Consider the following 19620-nt stretch of genomic DNA (forward strand, 5'->3'; position numbering starts at 1 on the left):
AACAAGCCCATGAAGATCGCCGGCTTCCAGATGCAGCCCGTCGTCGGTGACGTCGAGGCGAACCTCGCCAAGATCGAGGCGGCGGCCGAAGAGGCGGCCGCAAAGGGCGCCGCGCTGCTGATCGCGCCGGAGCTGGCGCTGACCGGTTATGGCGCGGGGGAGAAATTTCCCGATCTCGCCACGCCCGCCCATGGCCCGGTGACCGGCCGGCTGTCGGAGATCGCCTCGAAACACGGGCTGGCGATCGTCGCGGGTTTTGCCGAAAAGACCTTCGAAAACACCTTCAACAGCGCCTTCTTCACCGACGGCAAGGGCCAGACGGCGGTCTATCGCAAATGCAATCTCTACGGCCTCTATGAGCGCAAATGGTTCGCCCAGGAGGACCGCCGCCAGGTTCTGGTTACGCTCGGCGGTATCAGGCTGGGGTTCCTGATCTGCTACGATGTCGAGTTTCCGGAAAACGTCCGGCAGCTCGCGAAAGGCGGCGCCGATCTCGTCGTGGTGCCGACGGCGCTGCCGACCGGCTGGTCCGGTCAGTTCATCGCCGAACACATGATCCAGGTCCGCGCCTTCGAGAACCAGGTTTTTGTCGCCTATATCAACCACAGTGGTTCGGACGACTTGTTCGCCTATGCCGGCCTTTCGCGGATCGCGGCACCGGACGGCAAGCTGATTGCCGAGGCGCCCGCCGAGGGCGAAGCCCTGATCATCGCCGAGGTCGATCCGGCGGCCTACACCCGGTCGCGGGCGGAAAACACCTACCTCGCCGATCTCGTGTGAACTCCAAGCCGACCGGAGTACTCGACCCCAGGTCAATACGACCTTAGACAAGCTCCCATCTCCTTTGATAATGTTGTATAGCATTCAGCGTTACAGCATTCCGGGGGGAGGCATGACACGCATATTCCGGGCGCCGGCCTTTTATATTCAAGGCCCGGGAGCCCTGAGTCAGCTCGGCGAAAAGGCCGCGACGCTCGGCCGGTCGGTCGTGGCGATCTGCGACGCCGTGGTGCTTCCGCATATCGAGGCGGATCTCACCGAGACCCTGAACCGGCAGGACATCACGCCAACCGTGATCCCCTTCGACGCGGACGTCACCCACAGGGAAATGGACCGCCTGGCCGAAATGGTGCGCGCTAGGGGCGGCGAAGTGGTTGTCGGCATCGGCGGCGGGCGCACGCTCGACGTCGCCAAGGGTGTTTCTCGCCGCACCGGCCTGCCCTTCGTCAGCGTACCGACGGTCGCGTCCACCGATGCGCCCTCGACCCGCGGCATCGTCATCTATGACGACCACCACCGGATGATTGCCGTCGAACAGATGGACCAGAACCCGGCCGTCGTGATCGTCGATACGGCGATCATCGCCAAGGCCCCTGCCCGGCTGCTGCTCGGCGGCATCGGCGATGCGCTGACCGCAAAGTTCGAGACGGAAGGCGCCTGGAAGGGCACCGGCCTTTCCAAGCAGGGAACGCGGCCTTTGAAGACCGGCGTGATGCTCGGCGATATCTGTTACCGGATGCTGCTCGAACACGGGCCGGGTGCCATGCGGGTGGCCGGCACCGGAGAGGTGACGCCGGATCTCGAAGCGGTCATCGAGGCGATCCTCTGGCTCAGCGCCGTCGCCTTCGAAAATACCGGTCTCTCCATTGCCCATGCGGTCGCGACCGAACTCGGGGCGATCGAGCCGGTGCGAAAACAGTCGCTGCATGGCGAACATGCAGCCTACGGCACGCTGGTGCAGGCAATGGCGGAAGGCCGCCCCGAGGACGAACTGACGACGCTGTTCGGCTTCTATGACGAGATCGGCATGCCGCGCCGGCTTGTCGACCTCGGCATGCCCGATATCGGCGATACGGCGATCGAAAATCTTGGCGCAGCCTGCGCAAAAAGCCCGTTCCTGGTCAACCAGGAACGGATGCTCGATGCGAATGATCTGGCCGCCGCCTTCCGGGCTGTGGAAAACTACGCTTAAAGCGGGCTCGACCTGCTACAGATATAAATATAATCAACTGGGAACACAGGGGATTTAGGATGCCGTCAGATAAGACCAAGGCGCCGGTGGAATGGACCCAGCGCCGCATTCAATCGATCGAGGTCGGCTTCCAGGTTATTCGCGCCATGGAGGCGGCGAACGGCCCGCTGCCGCTGCGCGATATCGCCGCCGCCGCCGGCATGCCGCCAAGCAAGGCGCATCTCTACCTCGTCAGCTTCGTCAAGGAGGGCGTCGCCTTCCAGGATCCGGTCACCGGGCATTACGGGCTCGGCCGTTTCGCGATCCAGCTCGGCCTGTCGGCCATCCGCCAGCTCGACGTGGTGGAATTCGCCCGCGAAGAACTCGCAGCGCTGCAGCGCACCGCCGGTTTCGCCACCTATCTTTCGCTCTGGGGCGATCGCGGCCCGGGCATCGTTTCCAAGGTGGACGGCGAGCGGCAGGGATCGCTTGCCGTGCGCCTCGGCTACGTGCTGCCGCTCCTGACCTCGGCGACCGGCCAGGTCTTCCTCACCTATCTCGACGAGAGCGAGACCATGGCGGTGCGGCAGGACGAAATTGCCGCGGCCAAGCGGGATTCGTCGGATGACGCGGCCTCGCTCTCGCCGCGCGTTACCAGCACCAAGGAAATCCAGAAGATCATCGAGACCGTGCGCCACCAAGGTTATGCGATGACGGTCAACAGCATCAATTCGAGCTTCGCCGCTATCGCTGCGCCGGTCTTCGATTATAGCGGCCGGATCGTCGCGACCATGACCGTGCTCGGTTCCGACAAACAGCTCGCCGGCCCCCGCAAGAAACCGACGATCGACGCCCTGATGGCAGCCGCCCACCGGCTTTCCGAACGGCTCGGCGCACCCGGCCGCGGGGCAAAGGGCGAGGACAAGGTCAAGCCTCCCGCGCCGCCGAAGCCGACCCGGGCGAAGAGCACGGCGGGACGGTAAGCGGATCTTCCCCTTATTCGGAGATCAGGTACTGCCAGCGGCAATCCCAATGCGATTGACCTCCCCAAATTAATTAGTATACCTTACGATCTTGGCTGGAGGAGCCGAGGAGGAGGATTTCATGCAGGAGATTGCTGCCACCACCGTTGCGAAACGGGAAGAATTTTATGCGCGGCTCAAGCCGCACAACATGGCGCCCCTTTGGGAAGTGATGAAGGGCATGCTGCCGCCCGAGCCGACTTCGAAGGCGCAGGCGCATCGCTGGCGTTACGACGACATCCGCCCGCTGATCCTCGAATCCGGCAATCTGCTGACCGCCGAAGAGGCGGAGCGCCGGGTGCTGATCCTCGAGAACCCCGCCTTCCCGGCCCAGTCGCGGGCCACCTCGACGCTTTATGCCGGCATCCAGATCATCATGCCGGGCGAAGTGGCGCCGGCTCACCGCCACACGCCGTCGGCGCTGCGCTTCATGCTGGAAGGTTCGGGCGCCTATACGACCGTCGGCGGCGAGCGCACCCGCATGGCGTTTGGCGATTTCGTCATCACGCCCGTCTGGGCCTGGCACGACCACGGCAATGACGGTTCCGACCCGGCCGCCTGGCTCGACGGTCTCGACGTGCCGATGATCGCCTTTTTCGAGGCGGTGTTCCGCGAGGATTCCGACGACACCGAACAGGAACTGCTTCGGCCGGAAGGCGACTCGCTTGCCCGGTTCGGTTCCGGCATGCTGCCGATCGGCGGCGCCAGCCCCTACGGCCAGACGACGCCGATCTTCAACTATCCCTACGAGCGCAGCCGCGAAGCCCTCTACCGCGCCTCGCGTGGCGAAGAAATCGACGCCCATATCGGCACGACGCTGCGCTATGCCAACCCGATCGACGGCGGCTGGACGATGCCGACCATGTCCGCATGGCTCAGCCATTTCCCGAAGGGCATGGAAACGGCGAAAATCCGCTCCACGGACCACATCGTCATGTGCATCGCCGAAGGCACCGGCTCGATCACGATAGGCGCCAAAACCTTCGACTTCGGCCCCAAGGACGTGATCGTCGTGCCCGGCTGGTCGTGGCGCTCGTTCAAGGCGAACGACGACGTCGTCGTATTCTGCTTCTCCGACCGCGTGGCGCAGGAGAAGCTCGGCTATTTCCGCGAAGACCGCACCCGCGTCTGAGCGAACGACATCAGGGAGAGAAATCATGCGTTTTTGCCGCTACGACGATAATCGTCTCGGCGTGGTCGTCGGCGATCAGGTGAAGGATGTCACCAGCGTCCTCGATCGCCTGCCGAACTACCGTTACCCCTTCCCCCACGGCGACCAGTTCATGGCCCATTTCGCCGAGCTGCGGCCAGTCATGGAGGAGATGGCGAAGACCGCGGCTTCGAAGCCGCTGTCCGAAGTCGCGCTTCTCAGCCCGATCGCCAATCCGGGCAAGATCGTCGGCGCCCCGGTCAACTACCGGCTCCATCTCGACGAAGTGCTGGACAGCGACCAGCTCCATCACGGCATGAAGATCAAGCCGATCGCCGAGGCCGGCGTGTTCCTGAAGGCGGTGAGCTCGCTGGTCGGCCCCTCGGAAGGCGTCGTCGTCGACTGGGCGGACCGGCGCACCGACCACGAGATCGAACTTGCCGTGATCATCGGCAAAAAAGGTTTTCGCGTGTCGGAAGCCGATGCGCTGGACTACGTTGCCGGTTACGCGATCTGTTACGACATCACCATCCGCGGCCCGGAAGAGCGCAGCTACCGCAAGTCGCTCGACACGTTCAGCGTGCTCGGCCCTTATGTGGTCACCGCGGACGAGATCCCGAACCCGAACAATCTCGACTTCGAACTGACGATCGGCGGCGAGAGCCGCCAGAAATCGAACACCAGCATGCTGATCTTCAATGTCCAGAAGCTGATCGAGTTCGCCAGCAAGGCCTACACGCTTTATCCGGGCGACATCATCATGACCGGCACGCCGGAAGGCGTCGCCCCGATCGCTCCCGGCGACGTGCTGCACGGCAGGTTCGAAGGCATCGGCGCGATGGACGTGAAAGTCTACGGCAACTGGAACAAGACATGAGTTTGGAACCGAATGCACCGGCAGAGAGGGACGGCCATGCCGTCCTTCTCGACGGTGTCGTCGGCATCCGCATCCGCCGCCTGCAGGCGCTGTTCGGCATCCACTGGCAGAACTGGTTTCGCGCCCGCTCGCTCGCCGTCACGCCGGTCCAGGGTGGCGTGCTGCTCCTGATCCGCCGTTATCCCGGCATCAGCCAGATCGCGCTCGCAAGGCGGCTGCGCATCGAACCGCCGACGCTGGTCCAGACGCTTAGTCCCCTCATCAAATACAAACTCGTCGAACGCGACCGCGCCGCCGATGACGGCCGCGTCTCCGAACTGCGGCTCACCAAGGCCGGGCTGGACGCCGCCGCACTGGTGGAAACCTCGCTGCCGCAGCACGAGGCCGACCTGCTGCGGTTTTTGTCCGTCGAGGAGCGGCAAGCGTTTCTGGAACTGCTCGACAAGGCGATTGCCGGCGCTGAGGCGGCGATCGAGGGGCAGGAGAAGGCGGAGTAGCGGGACTCGATACGGCGGCCCTAAGCTGCCCTCGTTCTCCTTTCCTTTATGGAGAGCCATCCCAACCTCTCCGCAGCTATCCAACCTCTCCGTCGTCATCCTCGAGCTCGACCCGAGGATCCATCCACGCGAAGTCCTTCACGTGAAAAGAGCCCTTCGCCGCAGACGCGGCGCTGAATCCTCGGGTCGAGCCCTAGGATGACGGCGTGGTTGGGCAGCCGCCACCGATTTTGAACCAGCGCATAACCCAACTCCAATTCCCAATTGCCATATAACAGGCAGCCTGATACGCTCCATACATCTGGGAGGAGCTGGATCATGCGGTCATGGCAGGTATTTGAAGCATCGGAAGTGCTCCGGGAGATCGAGGAGGCGAACCCGCAGCCGGCGGGCTCGGAGGTCGTCGTTTCGGTGTCTCATTGCGGGCTTTGCCATTCGGACCTGACCCTGTGGAAGGGCATTTTCGACATGGGCGACAGGCAGGTGTCGATCGACAGCATCGGCATGAAATACCCGCTCACCCTCGGTCACGAAATCCTCGGCACCGTCACCGCCGTTGGCCCCGATGCGACGGGCGTGAAAGTTGGCGAAATAAGGCTCGTCTATCCGTGGCTCGGCTGCGGCGAATGCGAAACCTGCCGTGCAGGACAAGAGAACCTCTGCATGCAGGGCCGGCCGCTCGGCATGCGCAGGCCCGGCGGTTTCGGCAGCCATGTGGTGGTGCCACACAGCCGCTATCTAATCGATACCGGAGACCTCGACCCGGCGCTTGCGGCCACCTATGCCTGCTCCGGCCTCACAGCCTATTCCGCCATCCGCAAGGCCGTGCCGGTTCGCCCAGACGAGGCGATCGTCGTGGTCGGCGCGGGCGGGCTCGGCCTCAGCGGCATCGTCATCCTCAAGGCGCTCGGGCACGAAAACATCGTCGTGGTCGATGTTTCCGAAGAGAAATTGAAGATCGCTGCGGATGCCGGCGCCCACAAAACCGTGCTTTCGACCGGCGACGACGTGACGGCGAGGATCGTCGATACGGTCGGCCGGCCGGTGCGCACCATCATCGATTTCGTCAACAACAGCCAGACGGCGGCCTTTTGTTTCCCGGCGCTGGCGCGCGGCGGCCGCATCATCATGGTCGGCATGTTCGGCGGCCAGTTGACCATCCCGACCATGCGCATGGCGCAAGGGGGCCTGAGCCTGATCGGCAGCATCACCGGGTCTCTGCAGGAATTGCAGGATCTGGTGGATCTCGCCAAAAGCGGAAGGCTCGACGCCATCCCCTACGAGGCCGTCCCGAAATCATCGATCAACGGCGCGATGAGCCGGCTCTCCAAGGGCGCCGTCAGGGGGCGTATCGTTCTGGAGGAGGAGCTGGCGTGAGTGCGCAGCAAGGCGAAATGACCGAAGCCCCGATGATCGAGGCCCCGATGATCGAGGTTTGGCGCGGCAGCGTGCGCCAATGGGAAGTGGACGAAAATGCGCACTGGAACACCCAGTATTACGTCGCCCGTGCCAATGAGGGCGTGGCGGTTCTGTTCGGCCTCAACGGCCTGACAGGCCTGTTTTCGCCGAGGTCGGCCACGACGATCGCCTATAACGAACATCATATCCGTTTCCATCGCGAAGCGCATGCCGGCACGTCGCTGCATATGACAGGCGGTTTCCTCGAGATCGGCGAGACAACGGCGTTTGCGGTGCTGATGCTTTACAACAGCCATTCCGGCCAGCTTGCCGCGAGCTTCAGGGTGCGGCTGACCCATGTGGATACGGCCGACCTCACGACGCCCCTTCCCTGGCCAGCGGCCTTCCGCGAAAAGGCTTCCGCCTCGCTGGTCGACGCTCCCAGGGAGGCAGTCGCCCGCGGCACCGGCAATGAACCGGTGACGATCAGCGCCTCACGCGACCGGGCAATCACGCTCGGCCTGAAACGCACCGCGATGAGCCTGATCGAACCGGAGGCCTGCGACGCATTCCACCGCCTCGGCCCCCAGAAATTCATCGGCGCGGTCGGCGGCGGGGTGAAGCAGCTCACCGGCCCGATCCGCGAAATCGTCAGCAAACATGCCGAAACGCCGCCCGGCAAGGTGGGCGGCGCGGTGCTGGAATTCCGCATCCTTTATGGCGAAACGCCGCGTCTCGGCGACTGTTTCGAGATCTGGGGCGGGTTGCAGAAGACCGACCAGCGCGTCATGTCGCTGATCTTCTGGATGGTCGATCCCTTCACCGGCCGGGTATTCGGCACGATGCAATCGGTCGCTGTCGTGTTCGATCTCGATGCACGGGCCATCGTGCAGATCTCGCCGGCGGCCACGGAGGCGCTGGCTCCGCTGGTGACCGAAGGTCTGGCGCTTTAGGCGGCCGCTCTTGGGAACCGCGTAGACCCGAAGCAGTTCAGGCTCTCACCTCGAAGATCATGTTGAACGGAGTTTCGCTCGCCCGTCGGAAGTGCGAGTAGCCGGCGTCGAGCACCACCTTGCGAAGCTTCATCTCTCCAGCCTGCGCTCCAAGGCCAAGACCTACCTCCTGCGCCATGGAGGCGGGGGTGCAGATCATCGTCGAGGCGCCGTAATAAACGCGCCCGACCGGGTTGAGGTTGTCCTTCAGGCCGTCATGCGCGAAAGGTTCGACGATCATCCAGGTGCCACCCTTCGCCATCGTCTCGCGGATATGACGGCCCGCTCCGACCGGATCGCCCATATCGTGCAGGCAGTCGAACATGGCGACGAGATCGTAGTTGCCGCCGGGGAACTCCTTCGCCGTTGCCTGGCGGAACGTCACCCGGTCGTCGACGCCAGCCTCCTGCGCTGCACGCTTTGCGCGTTCAATGGAGGGGGCATGGTAGTCGAACCCGTGGAAATGCGACTTCGGAAAGGCCTTGGCCATGAGGATCGTCGAGGCGCCATGGCCACAGCCGACGTCGGCGACCTCCGCCCCTCGCTCCAGCTTTTCCCTGACGCCTTGAAGCGCCGGAATCCATTCGTCGACCAGATGGCTGTTGTAGCCGGGCCGGAAGAAGCGCTCGGTGCCCCGGAAGAGGCAGGTGCTGTGTTCGTGCCAGCCGAGCCCGCGGCCGGTGCGAAAGGCTTCCTCCACCTTCGGTTCGTCCATCCACATCGACTGGACGATTTCGAAAGCGCCCCCGAAAAAGGCCGGGCTGTCCTCATTGGAAAAAACCATCGCCTGCTCAGGCGTCATACCGAACTTGTTCGACTTTTCATCGAACATGACGTAGTCGGCCGCAGCCATGGCGGCGAGCCATTCGCGCACATTGCGCTCGGTCAGCCCCGTCGTTTCCGCTATTTCCATCGAGGATCGCAGCCGTCCGTCCATCATTGCCCGGAACAGGCCGAGATGGTCGCCGAGCACGACGAGAACACCGGACACGCCAGCGCCGAGATCGCCCACCAGCCGACCGACAAGTGCATCGAGTTTCTGCATATCAGGTTCCTGCATGGCACCCTCCATAGATACCGTCAGCCCCCAGCCCAATGGGTTTTACCCAAAGCGATCCTACGCCGGGTCCGCACCCGGTCAATGAAGCATTCGGACTAGGTGGCCGATCAGAAGGCTTAACTCCCCGAGGCATGACAGCATTATTCCGCATCCCTTCTCCCCAACGGGAGAAGGTGCAGGTATGTGGATGAAAGGGATTCTGGCTACGGATCTATGTCAGCGGAACTTTTCCGCCGTCGCAACGCAGTTGATCAGTGCGGCCAGTTCCTTGCGGGAGGCGAAAGAAGTTTCCGGGCTCATCGAGAGAAATGCCTTGATGCCGCGCACGGTCGGCACCGAGTTCTTCTCGAGCTGGCCGACCACGCGTTCGACTTCGGCGTCGATACCGGCATCGGCGACCGTGATGCCGACGATGCCGAGCACCTTGGCTTCCGTCGCGGGGATCACGTCGCGGGTGAGCACCATGCGGGAAAGCGTAGCGCGGGAAACCCGGTCGGCGAGCGCGTTGAGTACCAGCGTCGGGGCGATGTCGTGGTTCATTTCCGGCACCTGGAAAGTGGCGCTTTCGGCAGCGATCGCCACGTCCGCGAGAGCCGCGATGGCGCAACCGACGCCGGCGGCCCTGCCGCGGATGGCGGTGATGAACGGAACCGGGATTTCGCGCAGCACTTCGTAAAAATCGAGGACCGGATCGGAGATCGCGGTGCGCAGGTCGAGCGCCGTGGCGCGAGAACCGGCAGCCGGCATGGCGGCGCTGCGGCCGGTGCAGAAATCGCCGCCCTTGGCGTTCATCAGCACGACGCGGGTTTCCGGCGACAGGGATTTCAGCGCAGCGGTGATGGCCTGCGCCATCTCGGGCGTCAGCGCATTGCCCTTGTCGGGACGGTTGAGAGTGATCTCGAGGACGTTCCCCCGGGTATTGATCAGGACGTCGGACAATGCTTTCTCCTCACGCTTCTTGTTTGGCTTTCGCCGCCCGGATCGCTTCCCATATACGGGAGGGCGTTGCCGGCATTTCGATATGGGTGACGCCGAGATCGGCGAGCGCATCGGTGATGGAGTTGATCGTCACGCCGAGCGACGGTGTCGTACCACCCTCGCCGCCCGGACGGAAACCGAGCGGATGGCTTTTGGCCGGCACTTCGCTGATATGGGTGTCGAAGCTCGGGAAATCGGAAGCACGTGCCACCTGATAGTCCATGAAGGTGGCCGACAGGTTCTGGCCGGTCTCCTGGTCGTAATGCGACCATTCGAAAAGTGCCTGGCCGACACCCTGGACGATGCCGCCATGGGTCTGGCCATCGACGATCATCGGGTTCAGCGCCTTGCCGACGTCATCGACGGTCGAATAACGCGGAATATGGAAGAACCCGGTTTCCGGATCGATCTCGATTTCGCAGACCGCAGCGCCATAGGGATAGGCGAGCCCATGGGTGGTCTCGTCGGAAATCGCCGCAAGCGTGCCCCGCAGCTCGTCCGGCAGGCCGAGATCGTTTTCCGCAGCCTGGGCCGCCTCGAACAGGCTGACGACGCCGTTCGATCCGCGGGCGCGAAAATGGCCGTCGGTGAAGTCGATCTCTTCCGGCGCGACGTTCAGCATGAAGGCGGCGATCCTGCGGCCGCGTTCGATGATCTCGGCAGTCGCCTTGTGCATGACGATGCTCGCGAAACGCAGCGAGCGTCCGGAATGCGAACCGCCGCCGGCCGAGACGAAATCCGTATCGCTGGCGCGGATCTGCACGACCTCGTGGGAAACGCCGAGGAAGGACCCGACGAGCTGGGCAAACGCCGTCTCGTGCCCCTGCCCCGTATTCTGGGTGCCGATGACGACATCGACGATGCCGGCGGTCGGATCGACCGTGATCTCGGCGCGCTCGCGCGGCACGCCGCTGGTGCCCTCGATATAATTGGAAAGGCCGATGCCACGATACATGCCGCGCTTGCGGGCTTCTGCGCGGCGCGCCTCGAAACCCTTCCAGTCGGCCATCTCGAGCACCTTGTCCATGCAGCCGATATAGTCGCCATTGTCGTAAATGACGCCCATCGGGTTGGAATAGGGAGAGGCCTCTTCCGGGATCATGTTGATGCGCCGTAGCTCCACCCGGTCGAAACCGAACTTGCGGGCGGCAAGGTCGATCATCCGCTCGATGATGTACATGGCTTCGGGGCGGCCGGCGCTGCGATAGGGGATGGTCGGTACGGTATTCGACATCGCCGCGCGGAATTCCACATGCGCGACCGGCACCCGATAAAGGCTGGTCATCAGCTGGATGCCCTTGTTGAGGGGCGTGTAGGACACCGTATGGGCGCCGATATTGCTGGTATTGATAGAGTGGAACGCGAGGAACCTGCCGTATTCATCGAGCGCCAGCCTGGCCTTCACATGCAGGTCGCGGCCCTGAAAATCCGACAGGAACGCTTCGATGCGTTCCGCCTGGTGTTTGACCGGCCGGCCGGTGAGCTTGGCGGCGTATGGCAACAGCACGAATTCCGGATAGGTGGCGTTGCGGGTGCCGAAATTGCCGCCGACATCGCGGGGCGCAACGACGCGGACGAAGGCCATGTCGACGCCGAGAGACGCAGCGATCTGCTCGCGCATCATCACGACGCCATGGCCGCCGGAAGCGTGGATGGTGAATTTGCCGGTCTCCGGGTCGTATTCGGCGGCGGAGGAACGCGGCTCCATGTGCACGCCGGTGACGCGTTGCGCCCAGCTGGTAAATTCGAGGACGTGGGCGGCCTTGGCGAATGCCTCTGCGGTGCCCGCCCTGTCGCCGATTTCGCCGTCCATCGCCTTGTTGCCCGGAACATGGTCCCAGAGCTGCGGCGCGCCTTCTTCCAGCGCGTCGACGCCGCGCACGACCGCGGGCAGTTCCTCCCAGTCGACTTCGATGGCTTCGGCGGCATCCTTGGCGAGATTGGTGCTCTCGGCGATCACCATGGCCACCGCCTCGCCGACGAAGCGGGCACGGTCGGTCGGCAGCGCCTGGTGATGGGTGCGAGCACGCTCGGTGCCGTCGTAGTTCTTGATGCGGATGTCGGAGCCGAACTGCGAACTGCCGATTGCGTGCGGGATCGGCGCAATGCCAGCCGCAACGATATCCTCGCCGGTCAGGACGGCGAGCACGCCCGGCATGTCGCGGGCAGCCGACGTGTCGATGCCGCGGATGATCGCATGGGCATGCGGCGAGCGCACGAAGGCGGCATAGGCCGTGTTCTCGAATTTGAGGTCGTCGGCATACTGGCCCTTGCCGGTGATCAACCGGTTGTCTTCCTTGCGCCTGACGTCTTCACCGATCATGCCATTCCTCCCATTCACATCGTCCCACATATCCCGGACGATGGCATTCCGCATGCGGCTCTTGGGCCTTCCTGAAGCGAAACGCAAATCAATTCATAATAGACACATTATATCCGTCAATGTTGAAAATTACAGCTTGCGAAAATTGCCTGTAAAGCCTTTCTCTTTCGACGACAGCCGAGCGCCCACCGGAATGAGGGAGAACGCAATGTCCCTACAAGAAAAAAGGCCCAGACCGAGGTCTGGGCCAAGCTTCCCCTGGGAAGGGTATCGCCTCAGGCGGCATCAGGCCCCCTGGTTGAGCACGTAGCCGGGGCCGCGCTTCAGGAAGTCGGTCCAGAGCCGCAGCGTACGTTCCGGCTGGTCGACCTCGATCGAATGGGCAGCGTCGAAGATGAAGGCGCGCTGCGAGGTCGGGATGTTGCGCTTCAGGTGCGCACCGGCCTCCGCCGGCACGACCTTGTCTTCGGTGCCGAGCAGAATCAGCGTGACCGCCTCGATCGAGGGCAGGCGCGCACTCAGTGCCTCGTCAACCTGAATGTCGTTCGCGAGGCGCTCGTAGGTTTTGCCGTTGGCGGCCATCACTTCAGGCGATTTCGGCGTCGACTTGATCTTCTGCGGATGGGCGTAGAGCGCCTTGAAGCGCGCGTCCGGATCGGCGGGGAGCCCGCCCTTGCCCCCGAAGCGGAACCCGGCCGGGACGCCGAGGATCAGGTGGTCGACCATTTTCGGATGCTCGGCGGCAAGCCACAAAGCCGACCAGCTGCCGAAGGACGAGCCGATCACATCGAACCGCGGGCCGACCAGCTTTTCGGCGAACTCAGCGACCATGGCCACCCAGTCCCGCACCGTCTTCAGGTTTTCGTTGCCCTCGGTGCCGTCGAAGCCCGGGCAGACCGGCGCATAGACCGTGTGGTTCGCGATAAGCGCCTTCAGCGGCTCGGTCAGCATCACGCCGCCGGCGGCATGCAGGTAGACAACCGGCTGCCCCGTGCCGCCGACATGGTAGGAGAGCCTGCCGCGGGAAAGCTCGATCGTCTTCAGTTCAAAGCTCATGGATCAAACTCCTCTTACAGGCCAGCGACTTCGGGGGCGACGCGGTCGCGGAACAGTTCCATGCCGCGGCGAACGACGCTGCCCGGCATGTTGCCGACTTTGATCGTCAGGTTCAGCAGGCCGCAATCGAGTTCCTGGCGCAGGCGCTTGATCTGCCGGATGACCGATTGGGGGCTGCCGCAGATGATCGAACCGGCTTCGATCTGTTCTTCCACCGTGCGGCCGCGCAGCGTTGCGAGGCGCTTCTGGAAATTCTCGCCGGCATCGGCCTCGGTGTAGTAGCGGCTCTGCCCGAGCACGAGCTGCTGGGCGGAGCGCTGCGGGCGCATCAGCGTCTGGTGGAAATAGGTTTGGGCGGCGGCCATGTGGTGCCTGGCCTCCTCGTCCGTATCGGCAATGCAGATCTGCTGGCCGACCAGGATATCGTCCGGCGTCGGTTCCCAGCCATAGGAACGGGCGGTCTTCTTGAAATTCTCGACAGCAGCCTTGGCGATCGACAGATCCTGGATCAGCGTGATGCCCATGATGGCGCGCATCTTGGCGACGAATTCGGCCGATTCCGCGTTGCTGGCGGACATCAGGATGCGCGGATGCGGCTTCTGGATCGGCTTCGGCCAGATCGAGATAGCCGGGAACTGATAGTGCTCGCCTTCCCAGCCGAAGGGCTCGTCCTCCGTCCAGCACTTGATGATCAGCTCGGTCGCCTCGCGCAGCCGGCTGCGGGATTCGCTCGGGGGGATGTTGTAGGCGATGTATTCGTGCGGGATGCCGCGCAGGAAGCCGGCGACGAGGCGGCCGCCCGACATCACGTCGATCATCGCATATTCTTCGGCGACGCGGACCGGGTTCAGCAGCGGCAGCAGGTTACCGACGATGGCGATCTTCGCCTTGGACGTCTGGCGGGCGAGCGCGCCGGCGATCAGGTTCGGGTTGGACATCAGGCCGTAGGGGCTGAAATGGTGCTCGTTGCAGCCCACCCAGTCGAAACCGTAATTCTCGGCATCGACCATCTCGTCGATATATTCGTTGTAGAGCGCCTGGATGCGGGCGCTGTCGATCCCGTGGGTGCTGACCGGCCATTCGTGCGGCAGCTTGTCGTAATCGGGATAAGGCATCAGGTGGAAGAAATTGAACTTCATGGAAAGCTCCGCTGGGACCGCGGCCGGATGAAGGCAACGGATCCGACGATGGTGATTGAAATTGGATCAGTTGCTGGCGACGAGGCGCGGCGCGGCATCTCCGACGCGGCTTGCCATCATCATTTCGGCGAAGCTGACAACCTGCGAGGCGACGATTTCGAGCGGCTGTGCGACTTCCCGGCGGGCCGGACGGCCGTCGACGAAAGGTTTCTCGTTGGACTTGATGGTCGCCGCATAAGGGGTCGGCCAACCGCGCAGCGCATGCACGATCGAGCGCAGCCCGATCAGCGTCGAGCCGAGCGCCTGGTCGCCGGCGGCGCAGATAATGCAGCCGACGGCGCGGCCCTCGAAATAGGAGCGGGCGTCCTCGCGCATGTCTTCCGTATAGTCGATGACGTTCTTGATCATGCCGGACATGCCGCCGTGATAGCTCGGCGTTGCGATGACGATGCCGTCGGCGCGACGAAGGGACTGAAGAAGATTAAGGGCGGCCGGCGTGCGGTCCGTCACGCCCGGATCGAAGAGCGGCAGTTCGAGCGCCGTGCCGCAGATGAGGTCGGTTTCCGCGCCGGCCTTTTCGGCCGCGGCGAGGCAATGGCGCAGGGCGAGCTCGGAGCTCGAGCCAGGGCGCTGGGTTCCGCCGATACCGACGATAAAAGGTTTGCGGGCTTGAGTCATGGTGGTCTCCTCCCTCGGCCGTAGCCGATTGCCTTGTCAGGCCTCCTGAAGAAATATTTGTATACCTTTTATGCGGAAGTCAAGGCATAACCATCGTATAAGAGCTTGCCACGCTAGTCTGGTATACACTTTTTGACGATAGACGATTGTCATATTTTCCCGCATCATCATCACGACAAGGAAAAGGTGGCCGCTTGACCAAGGAGACAACCAGAGACGATGCCAAGGACGGGGCAACGCAGAGCGCTGTCGAAACTGCCTATCACCGTATCCGGCATCTGATCCTCACCGGCGAAATGCGCTCCGGCGACAAGCTGCTCGAAAACCAGCTTGCCGCCGCGATCGGGGTGTCCCGCACGCCGATCCGCGAGGCGTTGAACCGGCTGAGCGCTGAGGGCCTGGTGGTGCTGGAACGTTACCGGCGGGGGATCGTCGCGGATTTCTCGCTCGACGACGCGATCGAGATCTTTCGGTTACGTGCCATTCTCGAAGGCCATGCGACCAGCCGCGCCGCCACCCGCATTTCGGAAGCCGACCTGCAGCGGCTGCAGGAGCTGGAACGGGTGATGGAGACCCAGTTCGAGGAACTCGGCTGGAACGAGCACCTCGAAGGTTTCGACAGACTCAACGCCGAATTCCATGCGGTGATCGCCGCCGCCGCCGAAAGCCCGCGGCTCGAAAAGATCCTGGCCTCTTCGCTGGAACTGCCGGCCTCGATCTTCAACCGTTACTCGGAGCCGGTCGAGGTGCGCACCCGCCGCACCCATGCCCAGCACCGGGAAATCCTCGCGGCGCTCAAGGCCCGCAACCCCGAATGGGCGCAGGCGGCAATGAACGCCCATCTCTTTTCGCTTTTGCCGTCCGCCTCCGGCTCGCTTGAGCATGAAGACGGGGCAAAATGAGTGCGGTAGTGCCGCTCTCTTCGAAGCTCCCGCCGACGGGCCGTTGCCGACCTGCTACCGGTTGGTCGCCATCCACAGGACGTGGCGGCCACCGCGCTTGCCGTTGGCGCGCACAAAGATTTCCTCGGCGGCAAACCCCGCATCCCGCAGCCGGCGGGTAAAGGCGGCATCCGGCGCCGACGACCAGACGGCCAGGACGCCATTTTCGCGCAGTGCAGCCTTGGCGGCCCGGAGCCCGGCGCGATTATAAAGGCTGTCGTTGGAGGCCCGCGTCAGCCCGTCGGGGCCGTTGTCGACATCGAGCAGGATCGCATCGTAGGCGCCGTTGCGCGACCGGATCAGCGCCCCGACATCACCGACATGAATATCGACACGCGGATCATCGAGCGTGCCCTTGTGAAATTCCGCCATCGGCCCCCGCGCCCAGTCGACCACGGCCGGCACCAGTTCCGCGACGGTGACCCTGGTGTCGCCTGGCAAAGCGCCCAAAGCCGCCCGCAGGGTAAATCCCATGCCGAGGCCGCCGATCAGCATCCGGGCATTCTTCCGCCCGGCGATCCGCTCGCAGGAGAGCGTCGCCAGCGCCTCTTCCGAACCGCTCAGCCGGCTGTTCATCAACTCCGTCGAGCCGAGCATGATCGAAAATTCGGCGCCGCGCTGCTTAAGGCGCAATTCGCCGCCCTCACCGGGAATGGTTGCACGGTCGAGCTGGATCCAGGGAAGCATCGGCATGTCTCATTGTCTTGCGTGAGGCCTCCTAACACAGACCTCATGCGAAAAACACAGCTATGCATTCGGTCATCGTCGAATGGACAGCCAAAGGGAAATCGAGCCTATGGACACGTTGAAGGGAGGTCGTTCAGCCTCCGTCGCCCGGCTTCCAGCCGATCGGCGGAGGTGGAAATGTAAGTGCCTCGATCAGCACGGGGACGAACTTTTCAAGTTCGTCATCGGTAAGCTCCGGATAACCGTCTCCGTTCGGAAAATCATCCGAGCACGCGTCGTCGTTTTTTGGAATCATGTCTCGCCCCAGCCCGCGGCGAACATGCATGGAATTTGGCAAATAGCATCATCTTTTCGATGTCGTACTGCAAAAATAAAAAGGCCCGCGCCTTTTTCCCCCTGCGCGGGCCTCTCCTAAGCCGGTACCTCTTCTACGTTCGGCTTAGGATGCAGTCATTGTACTCCCGACTGCGAAGTCCTCAACTCGTCCAAAGGACCTAGCGCAAGGGGTATAGCCCCGAGGGGGTAGCGGCCGGCTTTTTTGGGGCGCCGGCCGCTGAGACCGCATCGACTGGGGGGTGACAATTGCGCGGTCCTACGCCTCAAATGACGGCATTCACAACCGCACATCAAGCTGAACCTTGGGTGATATGGCTACGCCCAAAGGCTTCATAGCGTTACCAAACTCATCAAATCGGCGCCCCCTCAAGCCGCCGTCCTGGATGTCGCGTTGCGCAGATACGGCATGACCTCCCTGGAATAGATCTCCATGTTCTTACGCGTTAGCTCGGCCGGTAGGGTGCCGAACTGCAGGAGCGTCAAAAGATGACCGAAGCCGATCTGGGCCTGGTACTCTTCCAGCTTCTCCCGCACCGTCGCCGGGCTGCCGCAGATGAACTTGCCCTCTTCGATGACGCTGTCGATCGTCTGCTTCATCGCATGGCCGGCCTTGGCCGACATCGCCCCGACCATCGACTTTACCGAGGTGTAGCCCGGCGGCAGCAGCATCTCCATCGGCATGCGCAGGAACTTCTGCAGGAAGGCCTCGATATGCTCCTTGGCTTCGCGGCGGGCGATCTCGTCGGTCTCGGCGACATAAAGCGGCAGCGACCAGCCGAGCTGATCTTCGGTCGCCTCGTAGCCGTAGCCGGCCGCAACGTCCTTATACATCTTCATGTAGCGGGCGACGGTGGAGACCGAGGCGAAGGTCTGGAGATAGGTGTATTTGCGGTCCGGATGGGCCGCCCATTCGATCGTCTCGCTGGAACCCTGGCTCGGGATCCAGATCGGCGGGTGCGGATTGTCCTGGTAGACCCGCGGCCAGACGTTCACGTATTCGAAATTGTAGTGCTTGCCTTCGAAGACGCTCGGGCCGGGTTGCGTCCAGGCCTGCAGGATCAGGTCATGGGCTTCCTGGAACCGCTCATGTGAAAAGGCAGGGTTGACGCCCCAGGAATGGTATTCGGCGCCGATGCCGCGCACCATGCCGGCGATCAGGCGGCCACCGGTAATGTTGTCGACCATCGCGAATTCTTCCGCCACGGTCAGTGGGTTGTTCAAGAGCGGCAGCGCCCGGCCGAGAATGGCGATCTTGACGTTCTTGGTGCGGCGGGCGAGCGCGCCGGCCATGACGCCGGGGATCGGCATCAGGCCATAGGCGTTCGAATGGTGCTCGTTGACGCAGATGCCGTCGAAGCCGAGCTGGTCGGCATATTCGAGCTCGTCCAGGTAACGATTGTAGAGCTGGTGGCCCTTCTTCGGATCGTAATAGGTGTTCGGCAGGGTGACCCAGGCGGAATTGTGCTTCTCGTCATAGGACAGATCGAGATCCGCATAGGGCATCAGGTGCATGAAGTAGAATTTCATCGCGTAACCTCCGCGATGAAGCCATTGACCAGTTCGACGAAACGGTCGGCCTTTTCGATCTGCGGCACATGTCCGCAATTCTCGATGATCTCAAGCCGCGAGTTGGGAATGAGGTCGCGCCAGGCCGGGGCGTAACCGACCGGCATCGCCTTGTCGTCGTCGCCCCAGACGATCAGCGTCGGCACCGGAATCCGATGCAGCCACTTGTGCAGGTGCGGATTGAGGAAACGCGGCTCCCAGGCGAGCTTGGCCGACGTGAGCTTGTTCCTGAGAAGAATTTCCATCCCCTCCTTCGACGGCGGCGGGGCGGCCAGCATCGCTTCCGCAAACGCCTGGTCGTGGAAGAGGTTGCGGGCGGTCTCCTCCGGGTTCCACATGAAGACGTCGCCCTTGCGCACGCCCTTCACCCGGATACCGGCCGGCGCCACGACAGTCAGGGAGCCGAGTTTCGTCGCATTGCGGACGGCGATCTCCGCCGCCAGCCATCCGCCGATCGACTGGCCGACCAGATTGACTTTATCGAAGCCGAGATGGTCGAGGACGTCCAGATAAAAGAAGGCGAGGTCGGAAATATTGTCCAGCCATTCCGGATTGTCGGAGCCGCCGAAACCCGGATGTTCCGGCACGATCACCTCGTGGGTTTCGGAGAGCTTCTCCATGAAGGGCAGCCAGCGCGAGGCGCCGCTCGCACCGTGCAGGAAAAGCAGCGGAGCGCCCTTGCCTCCCCGCATGAGCCGGATCTTCGTGCCGGTGACGGTTTCAAAGCTTTCGGTAAAGCTCATCGGTGTTTCATCCTCCCCGGGACCTGACGACCGTTAAGGCAGGCGCTCCTCGGCACCCGCGAATGGCGGCAATCTGTATAACCTTTCGGGGAGGGTCAATATGACTCTGTCAAATTTTGATTGATAATAGCAAATTTCTAACTTGCATCTTCGACAATTGCATACAAGGTTGGAGCCGCTTGGGTGGGTGATTTCGCTTGATCAGGCGTGGGCGTCCACCGTCCGC

At 63.0% G+C, this 19620-nt stretch carries 19 protein-coding genes; 9 read left to right on the forward strand and 10 right to left on the reverse strand.

What is annotated here, in order from left to right; all coding sequences use genetic code 11:
* Positions 1 to 9: 9 nt before the first annotated feature.
* The 8 genes from MOV63_RS19290 to MOV63_RS19325 all read left to right on the forward strand — a co-directional run bounded on the left by MOV63_RS19290 (position 10) and on the right by MOV63_RS19325 (position 7848).
* Complete coding sequence (locus tag MOV63_RS19290) at positions 10 to 780, forward strand: carbon-nitrogen hydrolase family protein (protein ID WP_247035929.1); 771 nt, start codon at positions 10 to 12, stop codon at positions 778 to 780.
* A 112-nt stretch (positions 781 to 892) separates the two neighbouring features.
* Positions 893 to 1972 (forward strand): iron-containing alcohol dehydrogenase, encoded by a 1080-nt coding sequence (locus MOV63_RS19295; protein WP_247035930.1) that lies wholly within the window; start codon positions 893 to 895, stop codon positions 1970 to 1972.
* A gap of 59 nt (positions 1973 to 2031) precedes the next feature.
* Positions 2032 to 2934 (forward strand): IclR family transcriptional regulator, encoded by a 903-nt coding sequence (locus MOV63_RS19300; protein WP_051900293.1) that lies wholly within the window; start codon positions 2032 to 2034, stop codon positions 2932 to 2934.
* Between the two features lie 121 nt (positions 2935 to 3055).
* Positions 3056 to 4105 (forward strand): gentisate 1,2-dioxygenase, encoded by a 1050-nt coding sequence (gtdA, locus tag MOV63_RS19305; protein ID WP_247035947.1) that lies wholly within the window; start codon positions 3056 to 3058, stop codon positions 4103 to 4105.
* Between the two features lie 25 nt (positions 4106 to 4130).
* Positions 4131 to 5000 carry a fumarylacetoacetate hydrolase family protein gene (locus tag MOV63_RS19310; RefSeq protein ID WP_247035949.1) on the forward strand — a complete coding sequence of 290 codons (870 nt, stop codon included), beginning with the start codon at positions 4131 to 4133 and terminating at the stop codon, positions 4998 to 5000.
* Positions 4997 to 5497, forward strand: a complete 501-nt coding sequence (locus MOV63_RS19315; RefSeq protein ID WP_247035951.1) for a MarR family winged helix-turn-helix transcriptional regulator — start codon at positions 4997 to 4999, stop codon at positions 5495 to 5497. Before MOV63_RS19310 ends, MOV63_RS19315 begins: the two co-directional genes overlap by 4 nt.
* 318 nt (positions 5498 to 5815) lie before the next feature.
* A complete protein-coding gene (locus MOV63_RS19320; protein WP_247035953.1) occupies positions 5816 to 6874 on the forward strand; it encodes an alcohol dehydrogenase in 1059 nt (352 codons plus the stop codon).
* Positions 6871 to 7848 (forward strand): thioesterase family protein, encoded by a 978-nt coding sequence (locus tag MOV63_RS19325; RefSeq protein WP_247035955.1) that lies wholly within the window; start codon positions 6871 to 6873, stop codon positions 7846 to 7848. The genes MOV63_RS19320 and MOV63_RS19325 overlap by 4 nt, the downstream gene beginning before the upstream one ends.
* A gap of 37 nt (positions 7849 to 7885) precedes the next feature.
* Here MOV63_RS19325 and MOV63_RS19330 read toward each other — a convergent pair whose 3' ends face one another.
* The 6 genes from MOV63_RS19330 to MOV63_RS19355 all read right to left on the reverse strand — a co-directional run bounded on the left by MOV63_RS19330 (position 7886) and on the right by MOV63_RS19355 (position 15121).
* Positions 7886 to 8947, reverse strand: a complete 1062-nt coding sequence (locus MOV63_RS19330) for a class I SAM-dependent methyltransferase (RefSeq protein ID WP_247035957.1) — start codon at positions 8945 to 8947, stop codon at positions 7886 to 7888.
* Between the two features lie 216 nt (positions 8948 to 9163).
* Positions 9164 to 9886, reverse strand: coding sequence for an enoyl-CoA hydratase/isomerase family protein (locus tag MOV63_RS19335; protein WP_247035959.1), 723 nt, complete (start codon positions 9884 to 9886; stop codon positions 9164 to 9166).
* Positions 9887 to 9896: 10 nt separating this feature from the next.
* Entirely contained in the window at positions 9897 to 12248 is a 2352-nt protein-coding gene (locus MOV63_RS19340; RefSeq protein WP_247035961.1) for a xanthine dehydrogenase family protein molybdopterin-binding subunit, read from the reverse strand.
* A 285-nt stretch (positions 12249 to 12533) separates the two neighbouring features.
* Positions 12534 to 13304 carry an alpha/beta fold hydrolase gene (locus tag MOV63_RS19345; protein WP_247035963.1) on the reverse strand — a complete coding sequence of 257 codons (771 nt, stop codon included), beginning with the start codon at positions 13302 to 13304 and terminating at the stop codon, positions 12534 to 12536.
* Between the two features lie 14 nt (positions 13305 to 13318).
* Entirely contained in the window at positions 13319 to 14443 is a 1125-nt protein-coding gene (locus MOV63_RS19350; protein ID WP_247035965.1) for an LLM class flavin-dependent oxidoreductase, read from the reverse strand.
* A gap of 66 nt (positions 14444 to 14509) precedes the next feature.
* Positions 14510 to 15121 carry an NADPH-dependent FMN reductase gene (locus MOV63_RS19355; RefSeq protein ID WP_247035967.1) on the reverse strand — a complete coding sequence of 204 codons (612 nt, stop codon included), beginning with the start codon at positions 15119 to 15121 and terminating at the stop codon, positions 14510 to 14512.
* Positions 15122 to 15315: 194 nt separating this feature from the next.
* Between MOV63_RS19355 and MOV63_RS19360 the strand changes: the two genes are divergently transcribed.
* Positions 15316 to 16023, forward strand: coding sequence for a GntR family transcriptional regulator (locus MOV63_RS19360; protein ID WP_247035970.1), 708 nt, complete (start codon positions 15316 to 15318; stop codon positions 16021 to 16023).
* A 54-nt stretch (positions 16024 to 16077) separates the two neighbouring features.
* On the opposite strand, the gene MOV63_RS19365 is transcribed toward MOV63_RS19360, so the two are convergent.
* From MOV63_RS19365 to MOV63_RS19380, 4 genes are all read right to left on the reverse strand, one after another.
* Positions 16078 to 16749, reverse strand: a complete 672-nt coding sequence (locus tag MOV63_RS19365; protein ID WP_247035972.1) for a spermidine synthase — start codon at positions 16747 to 16749, stop codon at positions 16078 to 16080.
* A 133-nt stretch (positions 16750 to 16882) separates the two neighbouring features.
* Complete coding sequence (locus MOV63_RS19370) at positions 16883 to 17044, reverse strand: hypothetical protein (RefSeq protein WP_157885280.1); 162 nt, start codon at positions 17042 to 17044, stop codon at positions 16883 to 16885.
* Positions 17045 to 17451: 407 nt separating this feature from the next.
* Positions 17452 to 18612 carry an LLM class flavin-dependent oxidoreductase gene (locus MOV63_RS19375; protein ID WP_040124067.1) on the reverse strand — a complete coding sequence of 387 codons (1161 nt, stop codon included), beginning with the start codon at positions 18610 to 18612 and terminating at the stop codon, positions 17452 to 17454.
* The gene (locus MOV63_RS19380; RefSeq protein ID WP_247035973.1) at positions 18609 to 19394 is read right to left on the reverse strand and encodes an alpha/beta fold hydrolase; all 786 of its coding nucleotides are present in this window, start codon (positions 19392 to 19394) and stop codon (positions 18609 to 18611) included. Before MOV63_RS19380 ends, MOV63_RS19375 begins: the two co-directional genes overlap by 4 nt.
* Positions 19395 to 19620: the final 226 nt, after the last annotated feature.

The organism is Neorhizobium sp. SHOUNA12A (assembly GCF_023006505.1).
Lineage (GTDB): Bacteria > Pseudomonadota > Alphaproteobacteria > Rhizobiales > Rhizobiaceae > Neorhizobium.

Bases quoted from the DNA above. Each gene is read 5' to 3' on its own strand.
- MOV63_RS19375 (WP_040124067.1), bottom strand. From the start codon at position 18,612: ATGAAATTCTACTTCATGCACCTGATGCCCTATGCGGATCTCGATCTG.
- MOV63_RS19330 (WP_247035957.1), bottom strand. From the start codon at position 8,947: ATGCAGGAACCTGATATGCAGAAACTCGATGCACTTGTCGGTCGGCTG.
- MOV63_RS19355 (WP_247035967.1), bottom strand. From the start codon at position 15,121: ATGACTCAAGCCCGCAAACCTTTTATCGTCGGTATCGGCGGAACCCAG.
- MOV63_RS19370 (WP_157885280.1), bottom strand. From the start codon at position 17,044: ATGATTCCAAAAAACGACGACGCGTGCTCGGATGATTTTCCGAACGGA.
- MOV63_RS19340 (WP_247035961.1), bottom strand. From the start codon at position 12,248: ATGATCGGTGAAGACGTCAGGCGCAAGGAAGACAACCGGTTGATCACC.
- MOV63_RS19365 (WP_247035972.1), bottom strand. From the start codon at position 16,749: ATGCTTCCCTGGATCCAGCTCGACCGTGCAACCATTCCCGGTGAGGGC.
- gtdA (WP_247035947.1), top strand. From the start codon at position 3,056: ATGCAGGAGATTGCTGCCACCACCGTTGCGAAACGGGAAGAATTTTAT.
- MOV63_RS19290 (WP_247035929.1), top strand. From the start codon at position 10: ATGAAGATCGCCGGCTTCCAGATGCAGCCCGTCGTCGGTGACGTCGAG.
- MOV63_RS19295 (WP_247035930.1), top strand. From the start codon at position 893: ATGACACGCATATTCCGGGCGCCGGCCTTTTATATTCAAGGCCCGGGA.
- MOV63_RS19310 (WP_247035949.1), top strand. From the start codon at position 4,131: ATGCGTTTTTGCCGCTACGACGATAATCGTCTCGGCGTGGTCGTCGGC.
- MOV63_RS19320 (WP_247035953.1), top strand. From the start codon at position 5,816: ATGCGGTCATGGCAGGTATTTGAAGCATCGGAAGTGCTCCGGGAGATC.
- MOV63_RS19350 (WP_247035965.1), bottom strand. From the start codon at position 14,443: ATGAAGTTCAATTTCTTCCACCTGATGCCTTATCCCGATTACGACAAG.
- MOV63_RS19345 (WP_247035963.1), bottom strand. From the start codon at position 13,304: ATGAGCTTTGAACTGAAGACGATCGAGCTTTCCCGCGGCAGGCTCTCC.
- MOV63_RS19380 (WP_247035973.1), bottom strand. From the start codon at position 19,394: ATGAGCTTTACCGAAAGCTTTGAAACCGTCACCGGCACGAAGATCCGG.
- MOV63_RS19315 (WP_247035951.1), top strand. From the start codon at position 4,997: ATGAGTTTGGAACCGAATGCACCGGCAGAGAGGGACGGCCATGCCGTC.
- MOV63_RS19300 (WP_051900293.1), top strand. From the start codon at position 2,032: ATGCCGTCAGATAAGACCAAGGCGCCGGTGGAATGGACCCAGCGCCGC.